Here is a 17,042-nt window from a genome sequence, read left to right as displayed (position 1 = left end):
CATGGCCACCGAGGCCCACGAAACCACCAGCCAGCTGATCCAGGTGGTCGCATTACTCGGCGCCGCCGTCGTCGCGGTGCCACTGTTCCGCAAGCTCCGGCTCGGCTCGGTACTCGGTTATCTCGCCGCCGGCCTGGCGATCGGCCCGTTCGGCTTCGGCTGGTTCTCCGATCCCGAATCGATCCTCCACGTCGCCGAGCTGGGCGTGGTGATGTTCCTGTTCGTCATCGGCCTGGAAATGCGGCCCTCGCATCTGTGGAGCCTGCGCCGGCAGATCTTCGGCCTCGGCGCGCTGCAGATCATCCTGAGCATCACCGCGCTGACCCTGCTCGGCGCCGCGTTCGGGTTTCCATGGCCGATCGCGTTTGTCGGTGCGTCCGGCTTCGTGATGACATCCACCGCGGTGGTGATGCAGCTGCTGTCCGAGCGCGGCGAGATCGCCCTGCCCCACGGCCAGAAGATCGTCTCGGTGCTGCTGTTCGAGGACCTGCTGATCGTGCCGCTGCTGGCGCTGATCGCGTTCCTCGCGCCGACCCCCGAGGCCGCCGTCGATGCGCCCTCGCGCTGGATGTCGATCGCGATCGGCATCGGCTCGCTGGTCGCGCTGATCGTCGCCGGCATCTATCTGCTCAATCCGATGTTCCGCATCCTCGCCGCGGCCAAGGCGCGCGAGGTCATGACCGCGGCCGCGCTGCTGGTGGTGCTGGGCGCGGCGCTGCTGATGCAGCTCGGCGGCCTGTCGATGGCGATGGGCGCGTTCCTGGCCGGCGTGCTGCTGTCGGAATCCTCGTTCCGCCACCAGATCGAAGCCGACATCGAACCCTTTCGCGGCATCCTGCTGGGCCTGTTCTTCCTCGGCGTCGGCATGGCGCTGAACCTGACGGTGGTGGCGGCCAACTGGCCGTTGATCGTCGGCGGCGTGTTCGCGGCCATGGCCACCAAGGCGCTGTGCATCTACATCGTCGCGCGCGTGACCCGCAGTTCGCATCCCGAAGCGCTGGAGCGCGCGGTGCTGATGGCGCAGGGCGGCGAATTCGCGTTCGTGCTGTTCTCCACTGCCGCCGCGACGGGGCTGATCAATGCCGAGGTCAACGCCAACTTCACCGCGATCGTCGTGCTGTCGATGGCGCTGACCCCGCTGGTCGTACTGATGACCCAGCGCTTCATCGTCAAGGCCAAGGACGCGCGGCCCGACGACGTGGAAGACGTCGAAGGCCAGAGCGGCAGCGTGCTGATCATCGGCTTCGGCCGCTTCGGCCAGGTCATGAGCCAGTCGCTGCTGGCGCGCGATGTCGACGTCACGATCATCGACACCGATATCGAAATGATCCAGAGCGCGGCCGAGTTCGGTTTCAAGGTCTACTACGGCGACGGCACGCGCCTCGACGTGCTGCATGCCTCGGGCGCCTGCACCGCACGCGCGATCGCGATCTGTATCGACGACCGCGCGGCCGCCGACCGCATCGTCGAACTCGCGCAGCACGAATTCGCCCAGGCCAAGCTGCTGGTCCGCTCGTTCGACCGTGAGCATTCCCTGCGCCTGGTCAACGCCGGCGTCGACTTCCAGATCCGCGAGACCTTCGAATCGGCCGTGCAGTTCGGCGCCGCCGTGCTGCGCGAGCTCGATGTGTCGGAGGAGGACGCCGATGCGATCGCGACCCAGGTGCGGCGTCTGGACACCGAACGCTTCGAACTGGAAACCGCCAGCAACGACACCCGCGCCGGGATCCCGCTGATCATCAAGAACACCAATGCGCCGGGCCCGAAGCCGACGCCGCTGACGCGTCCGCGCCGCGAGAGCAAGCGGCTCAACGATGCCGCAGCGACAGCGCCCGGACCCGACGCGCCATTGCCCTGAGCGCGGAGTCCGGGGCGATGACCCGCATCGCCCCGGAAACCGGTTCCGTTACTGCGTCACCCGTCGCCGGTTGTCCGACGACACCCGGTCGATCAGCTTGTTGTAGGGATCGAAGCCGGCCTCGAACGGCGCCTCGTCGACCGTCACCGTGATCACCGGATCGGCCGTCGTGATGTGGTGTCGCTCCAGGTACAGCACCTTCTCGTCGCGTTCCTCGCCCGACAGCCCGCGTGCGAACACGCCGACCTCGATCCAGTCGTCGAGCACGCCCGCTGTCTCGCGACCGGTGCCATCGGCGTAGCGCTTGGCCGCATGCAGGTTGAGCGTGACGTCGTAGCGGCCATCGTCGCGACGCGTCGTCGTCGCCGTCACGACCCGGTTGTCGTAGAAGCTGATCGTCTCGAACAGATCGGTGATCAACGCCTGCTGGTCGGGTCGCGCTTCGGCCCGGATGTAGTCCAGCAGTTCGCGCGACGTGGTGTACGGCGGCTGCTGGTGGGCCTTGTCCTCGAGGAACCGCTTGAGCGCGCGATTGAGCGCGGCCTCGCCAATTTCTTCGCGCAGGCGATAGAAGATCAGCGAACCCTTCTGGTAGTGGATGTACTGCTGGTTCTCCACGCGGTAGAGCGGCAACTCCTCCAGCAGTTCACCGCCGCGACCGCCGAGGTAGCGGTCCAGTTCGTACTTCAGGAACTGGCGCATGCGCGGCCGGCCGTATTCCTGTTCCATCACCATCAGCGCCGAATACTGCGACAGCGATTCGGACAGCATCGTCGCGCCCTGCACGTTCGCGCCGATCACCTGGTGCGCCCACCACTGGTGTGCGACCTCGTGCGCGGTGACGTAGAACACGTAGTCGAGCGTGTCGGCATCCCGCAGGTCGGCGATGAAGCCGATCGACTCCGAATACGGCACCGTGTTGGCGAACGCCTGGGCGAAGCTCTCGTAGCCCGGGAACTCGATGATGCGCAACTGGCGATGCTGATACGGCGTGAAGTTGGCCTCGTAGTAGGCCAGTGACTTCTGCGTCGCCTCGATCATCCGGTCGACATTGAGCGGATGCTTGGGGTCGAAATACACCTCGATCGGGATGTCCTTGTACATGCCCTTGCGGACCTCCCAGCGCGCGGAGAGGAATGCGTAGAAGTGCAGCATCGGGCGATCCATCGCATAGCTGAAGCAGCGACGCCCGTCGCGCTCGAACTCGCGTTCGATGTAGCCCGGCGCCAGCGCGATCTGGTCGGGCGCGGTGCAGATCGTGGTGCTGAAATCGATCCAGTCGGCGTCGTCGGTCAGATAGGTGTTCGCCCGGGCGGCTTCGTCCTCCAGCTTCGGCATGCGCCGCGGTTCGCCGAGATCGCGCTTGCGCCGTTCGTTGCGGTCGCTGATCTCGACACGTGCGTTGTAGCCGAACTGCGGAAACATCCTGCTGTTGAAGAAGCTGCCGTTCTCGACGAACTGCGTCTGCGCCCGGTCGTTGGTGATGCCGGTTGGATGGAAGTCGACCCTGAAGCGGAACTCGCGCGTCTCGCCCGGCGCCAACGGTGTGGCGAGCCGGTAGATGCGATAGCCCAGCGGCGCGTCGTGCTTGGCGAGCACCTGCCCACCGAGATCGACATCGACCAGCGCGCGGTCCTCCTCCATGCCGATGTGCACATCGGTGATCGGCCCGGCATTTGGATTGCGCACCGTATAGACCAGCGTGCCGGTCATGGACTGCGTTTCGGGGCGCAGGTCGATGTCCGAGCGGCTCGCGATGATGCGCGGCTGCGGCAGCGATTCGTACTGTTTGTAATCTCGCTCGTAGCGGGCCTGCAGATCGAGCTGGCCATCGGGCGAGACGAAGTCGTTGCGGACGTTGGTGTTCCAGAACAGCGCGCCACCGACCGCTGCGAACGCGAGTACCGCCGCCGCGAACGCCACGCCCAGGCCGCCCCGCAACTGCGCACGCATGCCTGCCAGACGCTGGCGCCAGCCACCATCCACGCCGCGCACCCACAACGCCGCCGCGAGCAGCAACAGCGCCGTGACGAACAGGCCCCAATAGCCCTGGAATGCGAGTTGCCCGGCGAGGAAGTGCCCGTAACCGTTCATGTCGGAATACGGCGCGTTCGGCCACCCACCGATCGTGTAGAGGTTGTGGGTGAAATCGAGCATGCCGAGCACGGACTGCGCGACGAGTACCAGCACCAGCAGGCCGTAGCCGATGAACTTGTTGTTGGCCAGGACCTGCAAGGCCAGCGCCAGCCCACCCATGATCACGTACGGAATCGAGTCGAACACCAGCGCCTGCGCGTAGACCAGCGGCTCCAGCTGCACGCCGCCCTTGAACAGCTGGATCGTCATCGCCATCGCCATGCCGATAAGCTGGAACAGCGCGGTCACCACCAGCAGCGTCAGGAACTTGGCCAGCAGCGGAATGCGGTTGGCGACCGGCATCGCATCGATCACCTCGTTGAGCTTGGCGCCGCGCTCCTTCCACACCAGTTCGCCGGCGTAGAACATCACCACCAGCATCAGCAGGAAGCTGTAGCTGCTGCGCAGCGCGTCGAGCATCTGCGACGTCACCGGATACACCGACGTGCCGTACAGCGACTGCTGGAACAGCGCCGACGGCACGAAGTTGAGGATGCCGAACAGCAGCATCACCAGGAACGGCACGCTGCGCAGCACGCCTGCGGTGTCGAACCGCACCTGTCGCCAGGTCTGCGTCCAGGCGGTCGCCGCGCCGAACACAGGCTGGACGCGGATCGGTGCGGGCGACGGCACGACCGATGCGACGGTGGCCGGAGCCGTCACGCGTCGACGCCTGAACAGTCCGCGCCCTGTCCCGCTGCGCTCGGTCCGGAAGAGCGCGAACGCCGCCGCGAACAGCGTCAGCGACACGCCCAGCCACAACGCGCGATTGGCGAGCAGATACTCGGCGAATGCGGGCAGGCCGGCATTGCGTTCCTCGGCCGACCAGTACCGCACCGTGCGCGACAACGCGCGCACACCGAGCGGCTCGACCAGGGTCGCCAGCCAGATGTTGTCGATGTCCTTGATCAGCGTCGCACTGACGCCGTAGAGCACGAAGAACGCCAGCACGCCGATGTAGACCCAGAGGATCGAACGCGTGGTCACCGCAAGAACCGCCAGCAGCGCCGTGACGAACAGCAGGTTCGGCAGCACGAGCACGCCGAGCGACCACAGATACGGCTGCAGCGACACAGGCCCGAGTCGCGCCGGATCGATCCACGGCATGAACTGCGCGACGAACAGGCCGACACCGATGACGACGAACACCGCCAGACTGGCCGACAGCGCAGCGCCGATGCGGCCCAGCAGATAGTCGCGCCGGCGCACCGGCCCTGCGAACAGCAGGTCCGCGGTGCCCTGTTCGAAATCGCGCAGCAGCGCGGTACTGACGAAGATCGGCACGATCAGCATCGTCAACAGGGTGAAGGCGCCGAACAACTGCGCCACGACGACCGGCGCATTGCGATGCACGTTGCCGATCGCGCCACCGATCTGCACCGCATCACTCGACGCAGCGCCGAACCCGAGCAGCGCGAACAGCACCGCGAGGCACCAGAGCAGCGGCGAACGCAGCTGCTGGCGCAGCTCGAAACGGAAGAATTCGAGAATCATGGCGTGCTCCGGTCAGACGACCGGCGCAGGCGTGGCCTGCTGCCGCGCCTGCAGACGCAGGCGCTGGAAGTAGACGTCTTCGAGATCCGGTTCGATCTGGACGAAACCGTCTTCCGGACGATCCGCACTGTGCACGTGGATCACCGGCTGGCCGGCGACCAGCCGCGTCGACAGCACCGTATGCGCGGCCTCGTAGCCCGACAGCGTCTCCTTGGTCACCTGCTTGCGCCAGACCTGCTGCGACAGCGCCTCGATCGCGTCGCTGGGGCGCCCGGTCAGGAGCACCTGGCCGCGATTCATGATCGCCATCGTCGGGCACAGGTCGGTGACGTCTTCGACGATGTGCGTCGACAGGATCACCACCACGTCCTCGCCGATCGCCGCCAGCAGGTTGAGGAAGCGGTTGCGCTCCTCGGGATCGAGACCGGCGGTGGGTTCGTCGACGATGACCAGGCGCGGATTGCCGAGCAGCGCCTGGGCGATGCCGAAACGCTGGCGCATGCCGCCGGAGAACGTACCGAGCTTGCGCTTGCGCGCATCCCACAGGTTCACCTGCGCCAGCAGGCCGTCGACGACCTCGCGCCGCTGCTTGCGATCGGTCAGGCCCTTGAGCACCGCGAAGTGTTCGAGCAGATCCAGCGCGCTGACCTTGGGATACACCCCGAAATCCTGCGGCAGGTAGCCGAGCTGGCGGCGCACCGCATCCTTGTCGCGCAGCACGTCGATCGGACCGTCGCTGCCGTCGAGCGTGACGCTGCCGCCGTCGGCCGATTGCAATGTCGCTAGCGTGCGCATCAGCGAGGACTTGCCCGCGCCATTGGGACCCAGCAACCCGAACATGCCGCGCGGGATGTCGAGCGTCACGCCGTCGAGGGCGCGCACGCCATTGGCGTAGGTCTTGGTCAGGTCACGGATCGCGAGCATGGGCGTCTCCCTGTGCCATCGGCACGATGGCGCGATCCTCGCCTGTCCCGTGCAGCCGCACATGGGTCGAACGTCACCCGCCGTTGAAAGGTAAATCGCCACGAACCGCAAATCCGCGCGCGGCGGGACCTCGATCGCGCCCTGGCCGCCCGGCTGCACGCATGACCTTCGACACCCCCGGCGCCTCCGGGGCAGGCGTAGAGTGCGCCCACACCGGGCGTCGCCCGGCGGTCCTTCCTTTCGGAGATTCCACGTGATTGCCTTCGTTCCCAAGCGCCTGCTGCTGACCTGTTCGGTGGTGCTGGCGCTGTCCGCCTGTTCGGGCGACCAGGACACCCCGCCGGCCACGGCCGCCGCGCCGGCGACGGATGCCGCCGCGCCCAGAAAGCTGACGCTCGACGAGAGCACGCTGCCCGGCGTGAACCGCTTCGAGATCGGCGATCTCGACACCAGCAAGAACGCCTGTACGGATTTCGACGCCTACGCGAACGGCAAGTGGCTCGCCGCCAACGCCATCCCGGGCGATCGCACCTCGTGGGGCGCGTTCGAGATGCTCGACGAGCGCTCGACCGCCATCCAGCGCCAGCTCGCCGAGCAGTCCGCGGCCGACACCGCCGCGACCGGCGTCGAGAAGATCGTCGGCGACTTCTGGGCCACCGGCATGGACGAAGCCAAGATCAACGCCCAGGGCGTCGAGCCGCTGAAGGACCGCCTGACCGCGATCGAAGCGCTGGCCGACGGCCCGGCCGTGGCCGAATACCTGCGCCAGACCTATGCACGCGGCGAAGGCGGCCTGTTCGGCTTCGGCCCCGAGGCCGATTTCGACGTGCCGACCATGAACATCGCCTACGCGATGCAGGGCGGTCTGGGTCTGCCCGACACCAGCTATTACACCGATGCCGACAAGGCCCCGGTGCGCGAGCAGTACGTCGCCCACGTGGCGAAGATGCTCGAGCTGTCGGGCGTGCCGGCCGCCGATGCGGCGACGCAGGCCAAGTCGGTGCTGGCGTTCGAAACGCGCCTGGCGTCGAAGTCCAAGTCCAGCGTCGAGATGTCGCGCGACGTGAAGCTGTTCTACAACCCGGTCACGCCGGCGGAAGCCGATGCGCTGACCCCGAACTTCCCGTGGACCACGTTCTTCGAATCGCAGGGCGTCGCGGTGCCGGAGAAGTTCTCGCTGGCGATTCCGGACTTCCACAAGGAAGTCAGCGCGATGCTCGGCGACACGCCGGTCGCCGACTGGCAGGCCTACCTGCGCTATCACCTCGTCGACGGCGCCGCGCCGTATCTGGGCGATGCGTTCGTGCAGGAGAACTTCGACTTCTACGGCAACAAGCTGCGCGGGCAGAAGGAACTCAAGGAGCGCGGCAAGCGCGTGCTCGACACGCTCAACGACCAGGCCGGCGAAACGCTGGGGCAGCTGTACGTGCAGGTCGCGTTCCCGGCCGAGTCCAAGGCGCGCATGGAGACGCTGGTCAAGAACCTCAGCGACTCGCTGAAGGTGCGCATCGAGAACCTGGCCTGGATGAGCGACGAGACCAAGGCCAAGGCGATGGAGAAGTGGGCCTCGTTCACGCCGAAGATCGGCTACCCCGAGAAGTGGCGCGCGTGGGACGGCCTGTCGACCTCGCGCGACAGCTACATCGGCAACGTGCTCGCCGCGACCGAGTTCAACTACAAGTGGATGCTGTCGAAGATCGGCCAGCCGGTCGACAGGACCGAGTGGGGCATGACGCCGCAGACGGTCAACGCCTATTACAACCCGCTGCAGAACGAGATCGTGTTCCCGGCGGCGATCCTGCAGCCGCCGTTCTTCGATCCGAACGCATCCGACGAGATCAACTACGGCGGCATCGGCGCGGTGATCGGTCACGAGATGACCCACGGCTACGACGACCAGGGCAGCCGCTTCGGCCCGACCGGCAAGTTCGAGAACTGGTGGACCAAGGCCGATTCGACCGGCTTCACCGGCCGCACCGATCTGCTGACCTCGCAGTTCAACGCATATGAGGCCGCACCGGGCAAGCACGTCGACGGCAAGCTGACGCTGGGCGAAAACATCGCCGATCTCGGGGGTCTGGCGACGGCCTACGATGCGATGAAGAAGGCGGCCGGCGACACGCCCGACCCGATGACCGACGGGCTGAGCCGCGACCAGCGCTTCTTCCTCAACTGGGCCACCGTGTGGCGTCGCAACTTCACCCCGCAGGAACTCGACGTGCGTCTGAAGACCGACTCGCACGCCCCGGCGAACTTCCGCGCGATCGGCGCGCCGTCGAACCTGCCCGCGTTCGCGGCCGCGTTCTCGTGCAAGCCGGGCGATCCGATGGTCCGCACCGGCGACCAGCAGGTCGTCATCTGGTGATCCACGCGGTATCGCGGTAACGACGAAGCCCGGCAGTGATGCCGGGCTTTTTCGTGTCCCGACCACGGCGCGAGGGCGAGCGACGCGCGTCGTTTTCGACACTGCGCCTGCGGAAGCTCACCTGCCCTGGACTTGATGCAAGGTCGACGCCCACGGCGCAATGGCTGCGGCCGGACGCCCCGACGTGCGCGGCGCCACGACGCTTCGCAGGCACTTCCGTGCGTCAGCAACTGCCCGCGCATCGACGGACCGGACCAGGCTGCGGTCACGTCGTGCACCACGCCTGCGACCGGACATCCCTGAACGCGAAATCCCGCACCGTCCTGCCACCGCGCGGCTTGCTAGACTTGCGCGATTCATGCCCGCACGGACTCCGCAATGCCGATCCAGCACACGCTTGCCCGCCCCGCCCTGCTCGCCGCCTCGATCGCACTGCTGGTCGGCCTGAGTTCCGATGCCGACGCGCAGCGTCGCCGCGCCGCCGCCCCGAAGGGACCGCCGCCGGTCACCGCCTGTACCGACCTCTACAGTTTCGTCAACAAGGACTGGCTGGCCGCGAACATGGTCGTCGCCGGTCAGGGCACGCGTTCGGCGCTCGGTGAACTGCAGGCGCTCGCGCTCACCCAGCAGCACGACTTGCTCAACAAAGCGATGACGGCGCCGCAGAACGACGTGCAGCGCCTGCTCGGCGACTTCTGGGCCAGCGGCCTGGACGAGGCCGCGGTGGAAGCCGACGGCGCCAAGCCGATCGCTCCGCTGATCGCCCGCATCGATGGCATCCGCCGCACGCGTGACATCGCGCCGGCACTCGCCGCGCTGCACCAGGTCGGCATCCCGGTGCTGTTCGAGTTCGGCGCCGAGGTCGATCTGGCCGATCTCAACCGCCACGTCGGCTACTTCACCCAGGGTGGCCTCGGCCTGCCCGACCCGGCGTACTACAGCCGTGGCGATGCCGAGACGCAGCAGATCGTCTCGCAGTACACGCAGTACGTGCGCAACATCCTCGCGCTGACCGGCACCGCCGAGGACCGTCTCGACGCCGAAACCGCGCTGGTGATCGATCTGGAGCGTCGCATCGCCGCCGTGTCCAAGCCGCTGGCCGACCTGCGCGATCCGCGCGCGCAGTACGCGCTCGTCGACACGGCCGGTCTCGACAAGCAGTACCGCCGCCTGCAGCTGGGCACGTTCCTGTCCGCGCAGAGCGTGCAGGCACCGCAGGTGTCGCTGGCGAACCCCGAGTTGTTCACCCAGCTCGACACGCTGGTCAACGCGCTCAAGCCGGACCAGTGGAAGGCGTACCTGCGCTTCCATATCGGCAACGCCATGGCGCCGTACCTGTCGAAGAGCTTCCGCGACGCCGAATACGATTTCCACGGCCGCATCCTGCGCGGCGAAACCGCGCAGCCGAGCCGTCAGCAGCTGGTGCTGGGCGCGATCAACCGCGCTGCCGGCCCGATGATGTCGCGCGAATACGTCGCCGCGTATCTGCCCGACACCACCCGCGCGCGCGCCGAGACGATCGCCGGCCAGGTGCGGGATGCACTGGGCCGCGGCATCGAGCGCAACACCTGGATGACACCGGCCGCGAAGACCGAGGCCAAGGCCAAGCTGGCCGCGCTGAAGATCGAGATCGGCGCGCCGGTGCAGGACATCGACTACACGGTGCAGCCGATGGGCCGCGCCAGCTTCGGCAGCAACATGCTCATCGCGTCGACCTGGCGCCACGCCCAGGAAATGCGCCGCATCGGCCAGGCCAATGCCGGCCGCCGCTGGGACGTGCTGCCGCAGACGCCGGCGCTGGCCTACGACCTCGCGCAGAACCGCCTGATCGTGTCCGCCGCCGTGCTGCAGCCGCCGGTGCTCGACGTCGCTGCCGACGCCGCCACGCACTACGGCACCTACGGCGCACTGGTCGGCCACGAGCTGAGCCGCGCGGTCGACATCAAGGGCAAGCTGGTCGACAGCGCCGGCACCGTGCGCACCTGGTGGAGCAACGACGACGACGCCGGCTGGCTGACCGCCACCGACAAGCTCGTCTCGCAGTACAACGGCTACGGATATCCGGGCCTGACCGGCACCCAGGTCAACGGCGCGCTGACCCGCGACGAGAATGCCGCCGATCTCGCGGGCGTGGAGCTCGCATGGGATGCGCTGCAGACCGCGAGCCCGGAACTCGCGCAATCGGGCAAGGAAGCGTTCTTCCGCGGCTGGGCACAGCTGTGGCGCCAGCAGTCGGCCGTCGACACCGCGACCCGCAGCGCCGCCACCAGCGTGCATGCGCCGGGCCAGTGGCGGGCGAACGGCCCGGTGACGAACCTGCCGGTCTACACCGAGACCTTCAAGTGCGGCGCCAACGATGCGATGAGCCGCAAGGCCGAAGACCAGGTGCGGATCTGGCGCTGAGCCGGGGCCACGCATGACACGAAAAATGCGCCGGCGCGTCCGGCGCATTTTTTTTGGGCGTCTGGTGATGCGTCAGGCGATGTGTGCGGCCGACGCTCGACCGTGCGTCGACCGGCTGGGCTTTCGTAGGATGGGCAGCGCGAAGCGCAACCCGCCGAAACCCGATGGAAGTGGGCGCCTCAGACCCTGCGCACGTGCCGCTTGCCGCCGCCGCGATTGAACGGCGGACGTCCACGCCAGTGCTGCAGCAGCAGCCAGCCGAACAGCATGCCGCCCAGGTGGGCGAAATGGGCGACGCCCGAGCGCGTGCCGGTGATGCCGAGCACGAGCTCGACCAGGCCGTAGACGATCACCAGCGTGCGTGCGCGCATCGGGATCGGCGGAAACAGCAGCACAAGCCGCTGGTTCGGAAACAGCACGCCGTAGGCCAGCAGCAGACCGAACACACCGCCCGACGCACCGAGCGTGGGATACGGAAACGCGCCCTGCGCCAGCGACCACGTCACCACGCCGAGCTGGCACAGCCCCGCGCCGATCACGCAGACCAGGTAATAGGTGACGAAGCGCCTGGTGCCCCAGGTGTATTCGAGCTGCGAGCCGAACATCGCCAGTGCCAGCATGTTGAACGCCAGATGCCCGATGTTGCGCGGGTCGTGCATGAAGCCGTAGGTCACCAGCTGCCATGGCTGGAAGCCGAGCCCGCCCGCCTCCGCGCCGCCCAGCGGCCACAGCATGAAATGCGCGAGCGCATTGCCGATCGCCAGCTGCAGCACGAACACGACCACATTGATGGCCAGGATCACTTTGACGGCCAGCGGCAACCTCGGAAACATCCCGACTCCTCGTTTTTCCGGCGTCATGATACCGGCGCAGGCGTGTAGACGATCGTGCCGGATCAGGCGTGTGCGTCGGGGCCCCACAGCGCGGCGTCGAGCGTGTCGTCGATCGGCATCCGCACCCGACCACGCGTCACGGTGACGCCCTCGGCGCGCAGCCGCTGCGCCTGTTCGCGGAAGCCCGGCGAACCGTCGGGGAACGCGATGCGCCCGTCACTGCGCACGATGCGATGCCACGGCAGGTCCGGATCGCCGTGATCGCGCAGCACCCGCGCGACCAGCCGCGCACGCCCGGGCAGACCGGCGCGACGTGCGATGTGTCCGTAGCCGGCAACGCGGCCGGCCGGCACCGCGCGGATCGCGGCGAGGATGCGGGCGCGGGCGTCCGCCTTCGAGTGGGCGTCGTGCATCGCCGCAGTATGCGGCGGCGCGTGACGGGATCAGACCCAGCCGAAGTGGTGGAACATCCGGAACAGGCCGTAGGCGATGCCGCCGGACATCGGGATCGTCAGGATCCACGCCCAGATCATCTTGTTGACGACCGTCCACTTGATGGCGTTGAGGCGCTTGGCCGTACCCACGCCCATGATCGCGGCGGAGATGTTGTGGGTGGTCGACACCGGAATGCCCATCGACGAGGCGGCCAGGATCACCGACGCGGCACTGGTCTCGGCCGCGAAACCGTGGATCGGGTGCAGCTTGACCAGCTTGTGGCCCAGCGTCTTGATGATGCGCCAGCCGCCCGCGGCGGTACCGGCGGCCATGACCACGGCGCAGGTGATCTTGATCCACAGGTCGATGTCGCCTTCGGCGAGTGCTGCGTCCGAGGGATGCAGGAACGCCAGCCAGGCCGGCAGGTTGTCGAGCGTGCCGACGCTCTGCGCGCTGACCAGGGTGAGCGCGACGATGCCCATCGTCTTCTGCGCATCGTTCATGCCGTGCGCGAAGCCCATGCCGGCAGCCGAGACGATCTGGCTCTTGCCGAAGAACGCGTTGACCCAGCGCGGCCGCGCGATGCGTGCGAGCACGCCGCCGCTGCGCGCCATCATCGAGATCGCGAAGAACAGCACGCCCATCATCAGAAAGCCTGCGGCGAACCCCAGCACCGGCGAACTGACCATCGGCACGATGACCTTCCACAGCACGCCCGCGCTGTGCCAGATCGGCTGCGCCGGCTCCGACCAGATCACCACGTCGAGATTGTTGGACGCGGCCGCCAGTGCGGCGCCGATCAGACCACCGATCAACGCGTGCGACGACGACGACGGCAGGCCCCACCACCAGGTGATCAGGTTCCAGACGATGCCACCCAGCAGCGCGCACAGGATCAGCTGCGAGCCCACGTCGATGACGCCGGCGTCGATCAGGCCCGACGAAATGGTCTTCGCGACCGCCGTGCCCATCAGCGCGCCGATCAGGTTCATCGATGCGGCCAGGCCCACCGCCTGCATCGGCGACAGCACCTTGGTGGCGACGACGGTCGCGATCGAATTGGCGGTGTCGTGGAACCCGTTGATGTATTCGAACACCAGCGCGGTCGCGACCACGATCAGCACGAGGGTCAGCATGATCCGGAGTCCGTCAGGAGTTCTTCAGCACGATCTCGTAGGCGACCACGCCCGCCTCGCGGCAGCGGTCGATCGCCTTTTCGAGAATCTCGAAGAACTCCTTGAGCAGAAACATCTGCAGCGGCTCGAGCTGGCCCGAGTAGATGTCGCGGTAGAGCTCGAGCATCAGCCGGTCGGCCTCGTTCTCCAGCGCACGCAGCTCGTCGTTGAGCGCCTTCATCGGCTCGAGCTTCATGCTGCGCAGGGTCTTGACCATCTTCACCACGACCGCCGACGCCTGCTCGAGCATCGCCGCGCGCGGCGCGAAGTCGATGTGTTCGAGATGGCGCGTCGCCAGCGAGTAGCGGTCGGCGAACTTCTCGACCTGCTTGGGAATCTTGTACAGCGCCGAGCCCAGCGCCTCGATGTCCTCGCGCTCGATCGGGGTGATGAAGCTGTCCACCAGCGCCTGGCTGATCTTGTCCGACGCCTCGCGCTCGCGCATGCGCGCCAGCTTGAACGCGTCCAGCGCCGGCTGGCGGTCCGACGCCTTGAGCATCGAATGCAGCGCGACGGTGCTGTCGTGCGCGGCCACGGCGGCCTCCTCGAGCAGCGTGTAGAACTGGTTGCCTTGGCCGAAGATCGTTTGCAGGGAGAACATGCCGGGACGCCTTGAAGTCGCGCGCCCGGGACCGGACGCTCTGCGCAAGGCGCGGATTATGACGGTTCGATGACACTCCGGGCCAGCCCGGGCCGCCCCGGGGTGTACGGCGGTCGTCACATCGCAGCCTGTTATAGTCGCCGCCGCGCCCCTTGCGCTGTTCATCTTTCACATGGACGACGACTCTAGACCGCTCCCCGCGACGCACACCGCTGACGCCTCCCCCGATGCTCTGCATCGCCCTCAATCCGGCAGGAGGCCCCGGCAATGCTCGAGCTGATCCTCATCGTCCTGGCCCTGATCGCCTGCAACGCGTTCTTCGCGTTGTCGGAAATGTCGGTGGTCACGTCCCGCAAACCGCGCCTGAAGCAGATGGCCGCCGAGCACCGCAGTGCGCGCGCGGCGCTGGAACTGGCCGAGCATCCCGAACGCTTCCTGTCGACGGTGCAGGTCGGCATCACCACGATCGGCGTGCTCACCGGCATGCTCGGCGGCGATGCGCTGGGCAGCCTGATCGGCACGTGGCTCGCGTCGAGCCTGCCGATCCTCGGCACCTATGCCTCGACCGTCGGCACCGTGCTCGCGGTCAGCCTGATCACATTCCTGACGATCGTCTTCGGCGAACTGCTGCCCAAGCGCCTCGCCCTGCTCGCGCCCGAGCGCCTGGCCTCCCTGGTCGCCCTGCCGATGCACTGGCTGTCGCGCATCGCCACGCCAGCGGTCTGGCTGCTCAGCGCCAGCGTGCGCGGGCTGCTGAAGCTGCTGCGCCTGGACAAGACCGAAGCGGCGCAGGTCTCGGAAGAAGAGATCCGCATGCTGGTCAGCGAAGGCCACGAGCAGGGCGTGATCGACGCCGACGAGCGCAACATGGTCAACCGGGTGCTCACCCTCGGCGACCGTGACGCGGAAAGCCTGATGACGCCGCGCACGCGCATCGCCTGGCTCGACGTCTCGGCCGGCTTCGAGGAGAACCTCGCCGAGATGCGCGAGACGCCCTATTCGCGCTATCCGGTGTTCCGCGGCAACGATTCGGACGTGGTCGGCGTGCTCGAGATCAAGTCGCTGATCGACCGGCTCGAGAAGAGGGAATTCGACCTCTTCAAGTATCTGCGCGAGCCGCTGTTCGTGTCCGAATCGACCCCGGCGATGAAGCTGCTGGAGATCCTGCGCGAGAACCAGCAATCCCTGGCGCTGGTGGTCGACGAGTACGGCGACATCACCGGCATGGTCACGCTCAACGACGTGATGGAAGCGGTGATCGGCCGCACACAGAGCAGCGGCCTCGACGCCGCGCCGCTGGTGGTCCAGCGCGAGGACGGCTCGATGCTGGTCGACGGCACGCTGCCGACCGGCGCGCTGCGCGAACTGCTGGGCGGCGGCCCGTTGCCGGGCGAGGACGAGCACATCTTCCACACCGCGGCCGGCATGACGATCGCGCGCTTCAGTCGCATTCCCAACGTCGCCGAGCACTTCGAGTGGCAGGGCTGGCGGATCGAGATCGTCGACCTCGACGGCCCGCGGGTCGACAAGCTGCTGCTGCAGCGCCTTCCGGATGCGGACGCGGGCGGCGATGACGCCTGAGATCCCCTCGCGCGAGGAAGCCAGCACGCGGGAACTGCTCGCCGCGATGGCGCTGGGCGATCCCGACGACCAGCTGCGCTTCGCCGACCTGCTGATCGGCCTGGGCAAGCGCGTGTTCGGCATGATGCTGTTCGTCGCCACCCTGCCCGCCTTCATCCCGATTCCGGGCGTCGGCGGCGCGATCGGCGGCCCGCTGGTCGCACTGGTCGGCGCGCAACTGCTGATCGGCCTGCGCAAGCCCTGGCTGCCCCGCTTCATCGCCGAACGCGGCCCGCATCGCAGCGCGGTGCAGCGCTTCGAAACCGTGCTCGAACCCTGGCTGCGCCGCGTCGAACGCTTCAGCCGCCCGCGTCTGCCCGGCGTGCTCGACCACCGCGCCGCGGCGATGTTCACCGGCCTGCAGCTGGTGCTGCTCGGCGTGCTGCTGGCGCTGCCGATTCCGTTCACCAACTACGTGTTCGGCCTGCTGCTGCTAGCCTATTCGCTGGCATTGCTGGAGCGCGACGGCGCGCTGATGGTGTGGGCGTGGGTCGGCGGGATCGTCGCGATCGGCTTCTTCGGCGTACTCAGCGGCACGCTGGCGACGGCTGCGACCGAATGGTTGGCGCGGATCTTCTGAGCGGGTGTCGCGTGTCGTCGTCCTAGCGACCGAAACCGACCGCTTCCAGCATCAGATCCCGACGCCGCGCCGCGTGTTCGGCAGCGCCGATGCGCCCGTTCGCCAACAGCGCATCGAGCGCCGCGAGCCGCGCATGCGTGGGCAGTTCCGGAAACGCGGCGCCGTGTTCGACACGTTCCGGCGGCCACACACGCCGATGCGCGAGCACCAGACGCACACTCACGACACTGGCCACAGCCCACACGACCAGGCCGGCAAGCAGGCAGAACATCTCGAGCGGAGACCACATGCCCATGGCGACATCCGTGACGCGTTCCGGGGGGCATGAGCATACCGGGGTGGGTGATGGGTGGCGTGTAGGTGGTCGAGTGTTTCGGCCTCGGCTTTTGGACTTGGGCGCGGCTTCTTTTTTGCATTGTTTTCGCCTTGGCTCGGCTTTGGATTCGGCTCCGGCTTTTGCTTTGGCTTGGCGTTGGCGTTGGCTTTGGCTTTGGCTTTGGCTTTGGCTTTGGCCTTGGCCTTGGCCTTGGCTTTGGCTTTGAGCCTTTGACTTGAATCGAGCCGTAGAGCGAGCCGAGCACCGGAGCCTGGCGTGGCCGAAGAGCAGCCCATGTCTGA

Annotated in this window: 12 protein-coding genes; 5 read left to right on the top strand and 7 right to left on the bottom strand. The window is 67.4% G+C overall.

Translation table 11 applies throughout. The features are described from left to right. The first annotated feature begins 1 nt into the window (after position 1). Positions 2–1,858, top strand: a complete 1,857-nt coding sequence (locus AC3A5T_RS06420) for a monovalent cation:proton antiporter-2 (CPA2) family protein (protein ID WP_487627880.1) — start codon at positions 2–4, stop codon at positions 1,856–1,858. 48 nt (positions 1,859–1,906) lie between these two features. On the opposite strand, the gene AC3A5T_RS06415 is transcribed toward AC3A5T_RS06420, so the two are convergent. Continuing rightward, complete coding sequence (locus AC3A5T_RS06415) at positions 1,907–5,488, bottom strand: ABC transporter permease/M1 family aminopeptidase (RefSeq protein WP_487627879.1); 3,582 nt, start codon at positions 5,486–5,488, stop codon at positions 1,907–1,909. 12 nt (positions 5,489–5,500) lie between these two features. Further along, positions 5,501–6,412 (bottom strand): ABC transporter ATP-binding protein, encoded by a 912-nt coding sequence (locus AC3A5T_RS06410; RefSeq protein ID WP_487627878.1) that lies wholly within the window; start codon positions 6,410–6,412, stop codon positions 5,501–5,503. Positions 6,413–6,689: 277 nt separating this feature from the next. Here AC3A5T_RS06410 and AC3A5T_RS06405 point away from each other — a divergent pair, with 277 nt between their 5' ends. Together AC3A5T_RS06405 and AC3A5T_RS06400 are read left to right on the top strand one after the other, a co-directional pair. Further along, positions 6,690–8,777, top strand: a complete 2,088-nt coding sequence (locus AC3A5T_RS06405; protein ID WP_487628186.1) for a M13 family metallopeptidase — start codon at positions 6,690–6,692, stop codon at positions 8,775–8,777. 378 nt (positions 8,778–9,155) lie between these two features. Beyond that, positions 9,156–11,180 carry a M13 family metallopeptidase gene (locus AC3A5T_RS06400; protein WP_487627877.1) on the top strand — a complete coding sequence of 675 codons (2,025 nt, stop codon included), beginning with the start codon at positions 9,156–9,158 and terminating at the stop codon, positions 11,178–11,180. Between the two features lie 179 nt (positions 11,181–11,359). Here the strand turns inward: AC3A5T_RS06400 and AC3A5T_RS06395 are convergent, their stop codons facing one another. The 4 genes from AC3A5T_RS06395 to AC3A5T_RS06380 form a co-directional block, all read right to left on the bottom strand. After that, a complete protein-coding gene (locus AC3A5T_RS06395; RefSeq protein WP_232136993.1) occupies positions 11,360–12,013 on the bottom strand; it encodes a rhomboid family intramembrane serine protease in 654 nt (217 codons plus the stop codon). Positions 12,014–12,075: 62 nt separating this feature from the next. Then, entirely contained in the window at positions 12,076–12,426 is a 351-nt protein-coding gene (locus AC3A5T_RS06390) for an MGMT family protein (protein ID WP_487627876.1), read from the bottom strand. Positions 12,427–12,456: 30 nt separating this feature from the next. Then, complete coding sequence (locus tag AC3A5T_RS06385) at positions 12,457–13,584, bottom strand: inorganic phosphate transporter (RefSeq protein WP_332078603.1); 1,128 nt, start codon at positions 13,582–13,584, stop codon at positions 12,457–12,459. A 13-nt stretch (positions 13,585–13,597) separates the two neighbouring features. After that, positions 13,598–14,224 carry a DUF47 domain-containing protein gene (locus AC3A5T_RS06380; RefSeq protein WP_332078602.1) on the bottom strand — a complete coding sequence of 209 codons (627 nt, stop codon included), beginning with the start codon at positions 14,222–14,224 and terminating at the stop codon, positions 13,598–13,600. Between the two features lie 267 nt (positions 14,225–14,491). Here AC3A5T_RS06380 and AC3A5T_RS06375 point away from each other — a divergent pair, with 267 nt between their 5' ends. After that, a complete protein-coding gene (locus AC3A5T_RS06375) occupies positions 14,492–15,805 on the top strand; it encodes a hemolysin family protein (RefSeq protein WP_487627875.1) in 1,314 nt (437 codons plus the stop codon). Continuing rightward, on the top strand, positions 15,795–16,424 hold the full coding sequence (locus AC3A5T_RS06370; protein WP_487627874.1) for an exopolysaccharide biosynthesis protein: 630 nt from the start codon (positions 15,795–15,797) through the stop codon (positions 16,422–16,424). The genes AC3A5T_RS06375 and AC3A5T_RS06370 overlap by 11 nt, the downstream gene beginning before the upstream one ends. Positions 16,425–16,446: 22 nt before the next feature. On the opposite strand, the gene AC3A5T_RS06365 is transcribed toward AC3A5T_RS06370, so the two are convergent. Then, the gene (locus AC3A5T_RS06365) at positions 16,447–16,719 is read right to left on the bottom strand and encodes a hypothetical protein (protein ID WP_487627873.1); all 273 of its coding nucleotides are present in this window, start codon (positions 16,717–16,719) and stop codon (positions 16,447–16,449) included. Positions 16,720–17,042: the final 323 nt, after the last annotated feature.

The sequence above is a fragment of the Luteimonas sp. Soil_C_16 genome, from assembly GCF_057657295.1.
Note: the sequence above shows the minus strand (reverse complement) of the source record. Positions and strands in the feature narration are given on the sequence as shown.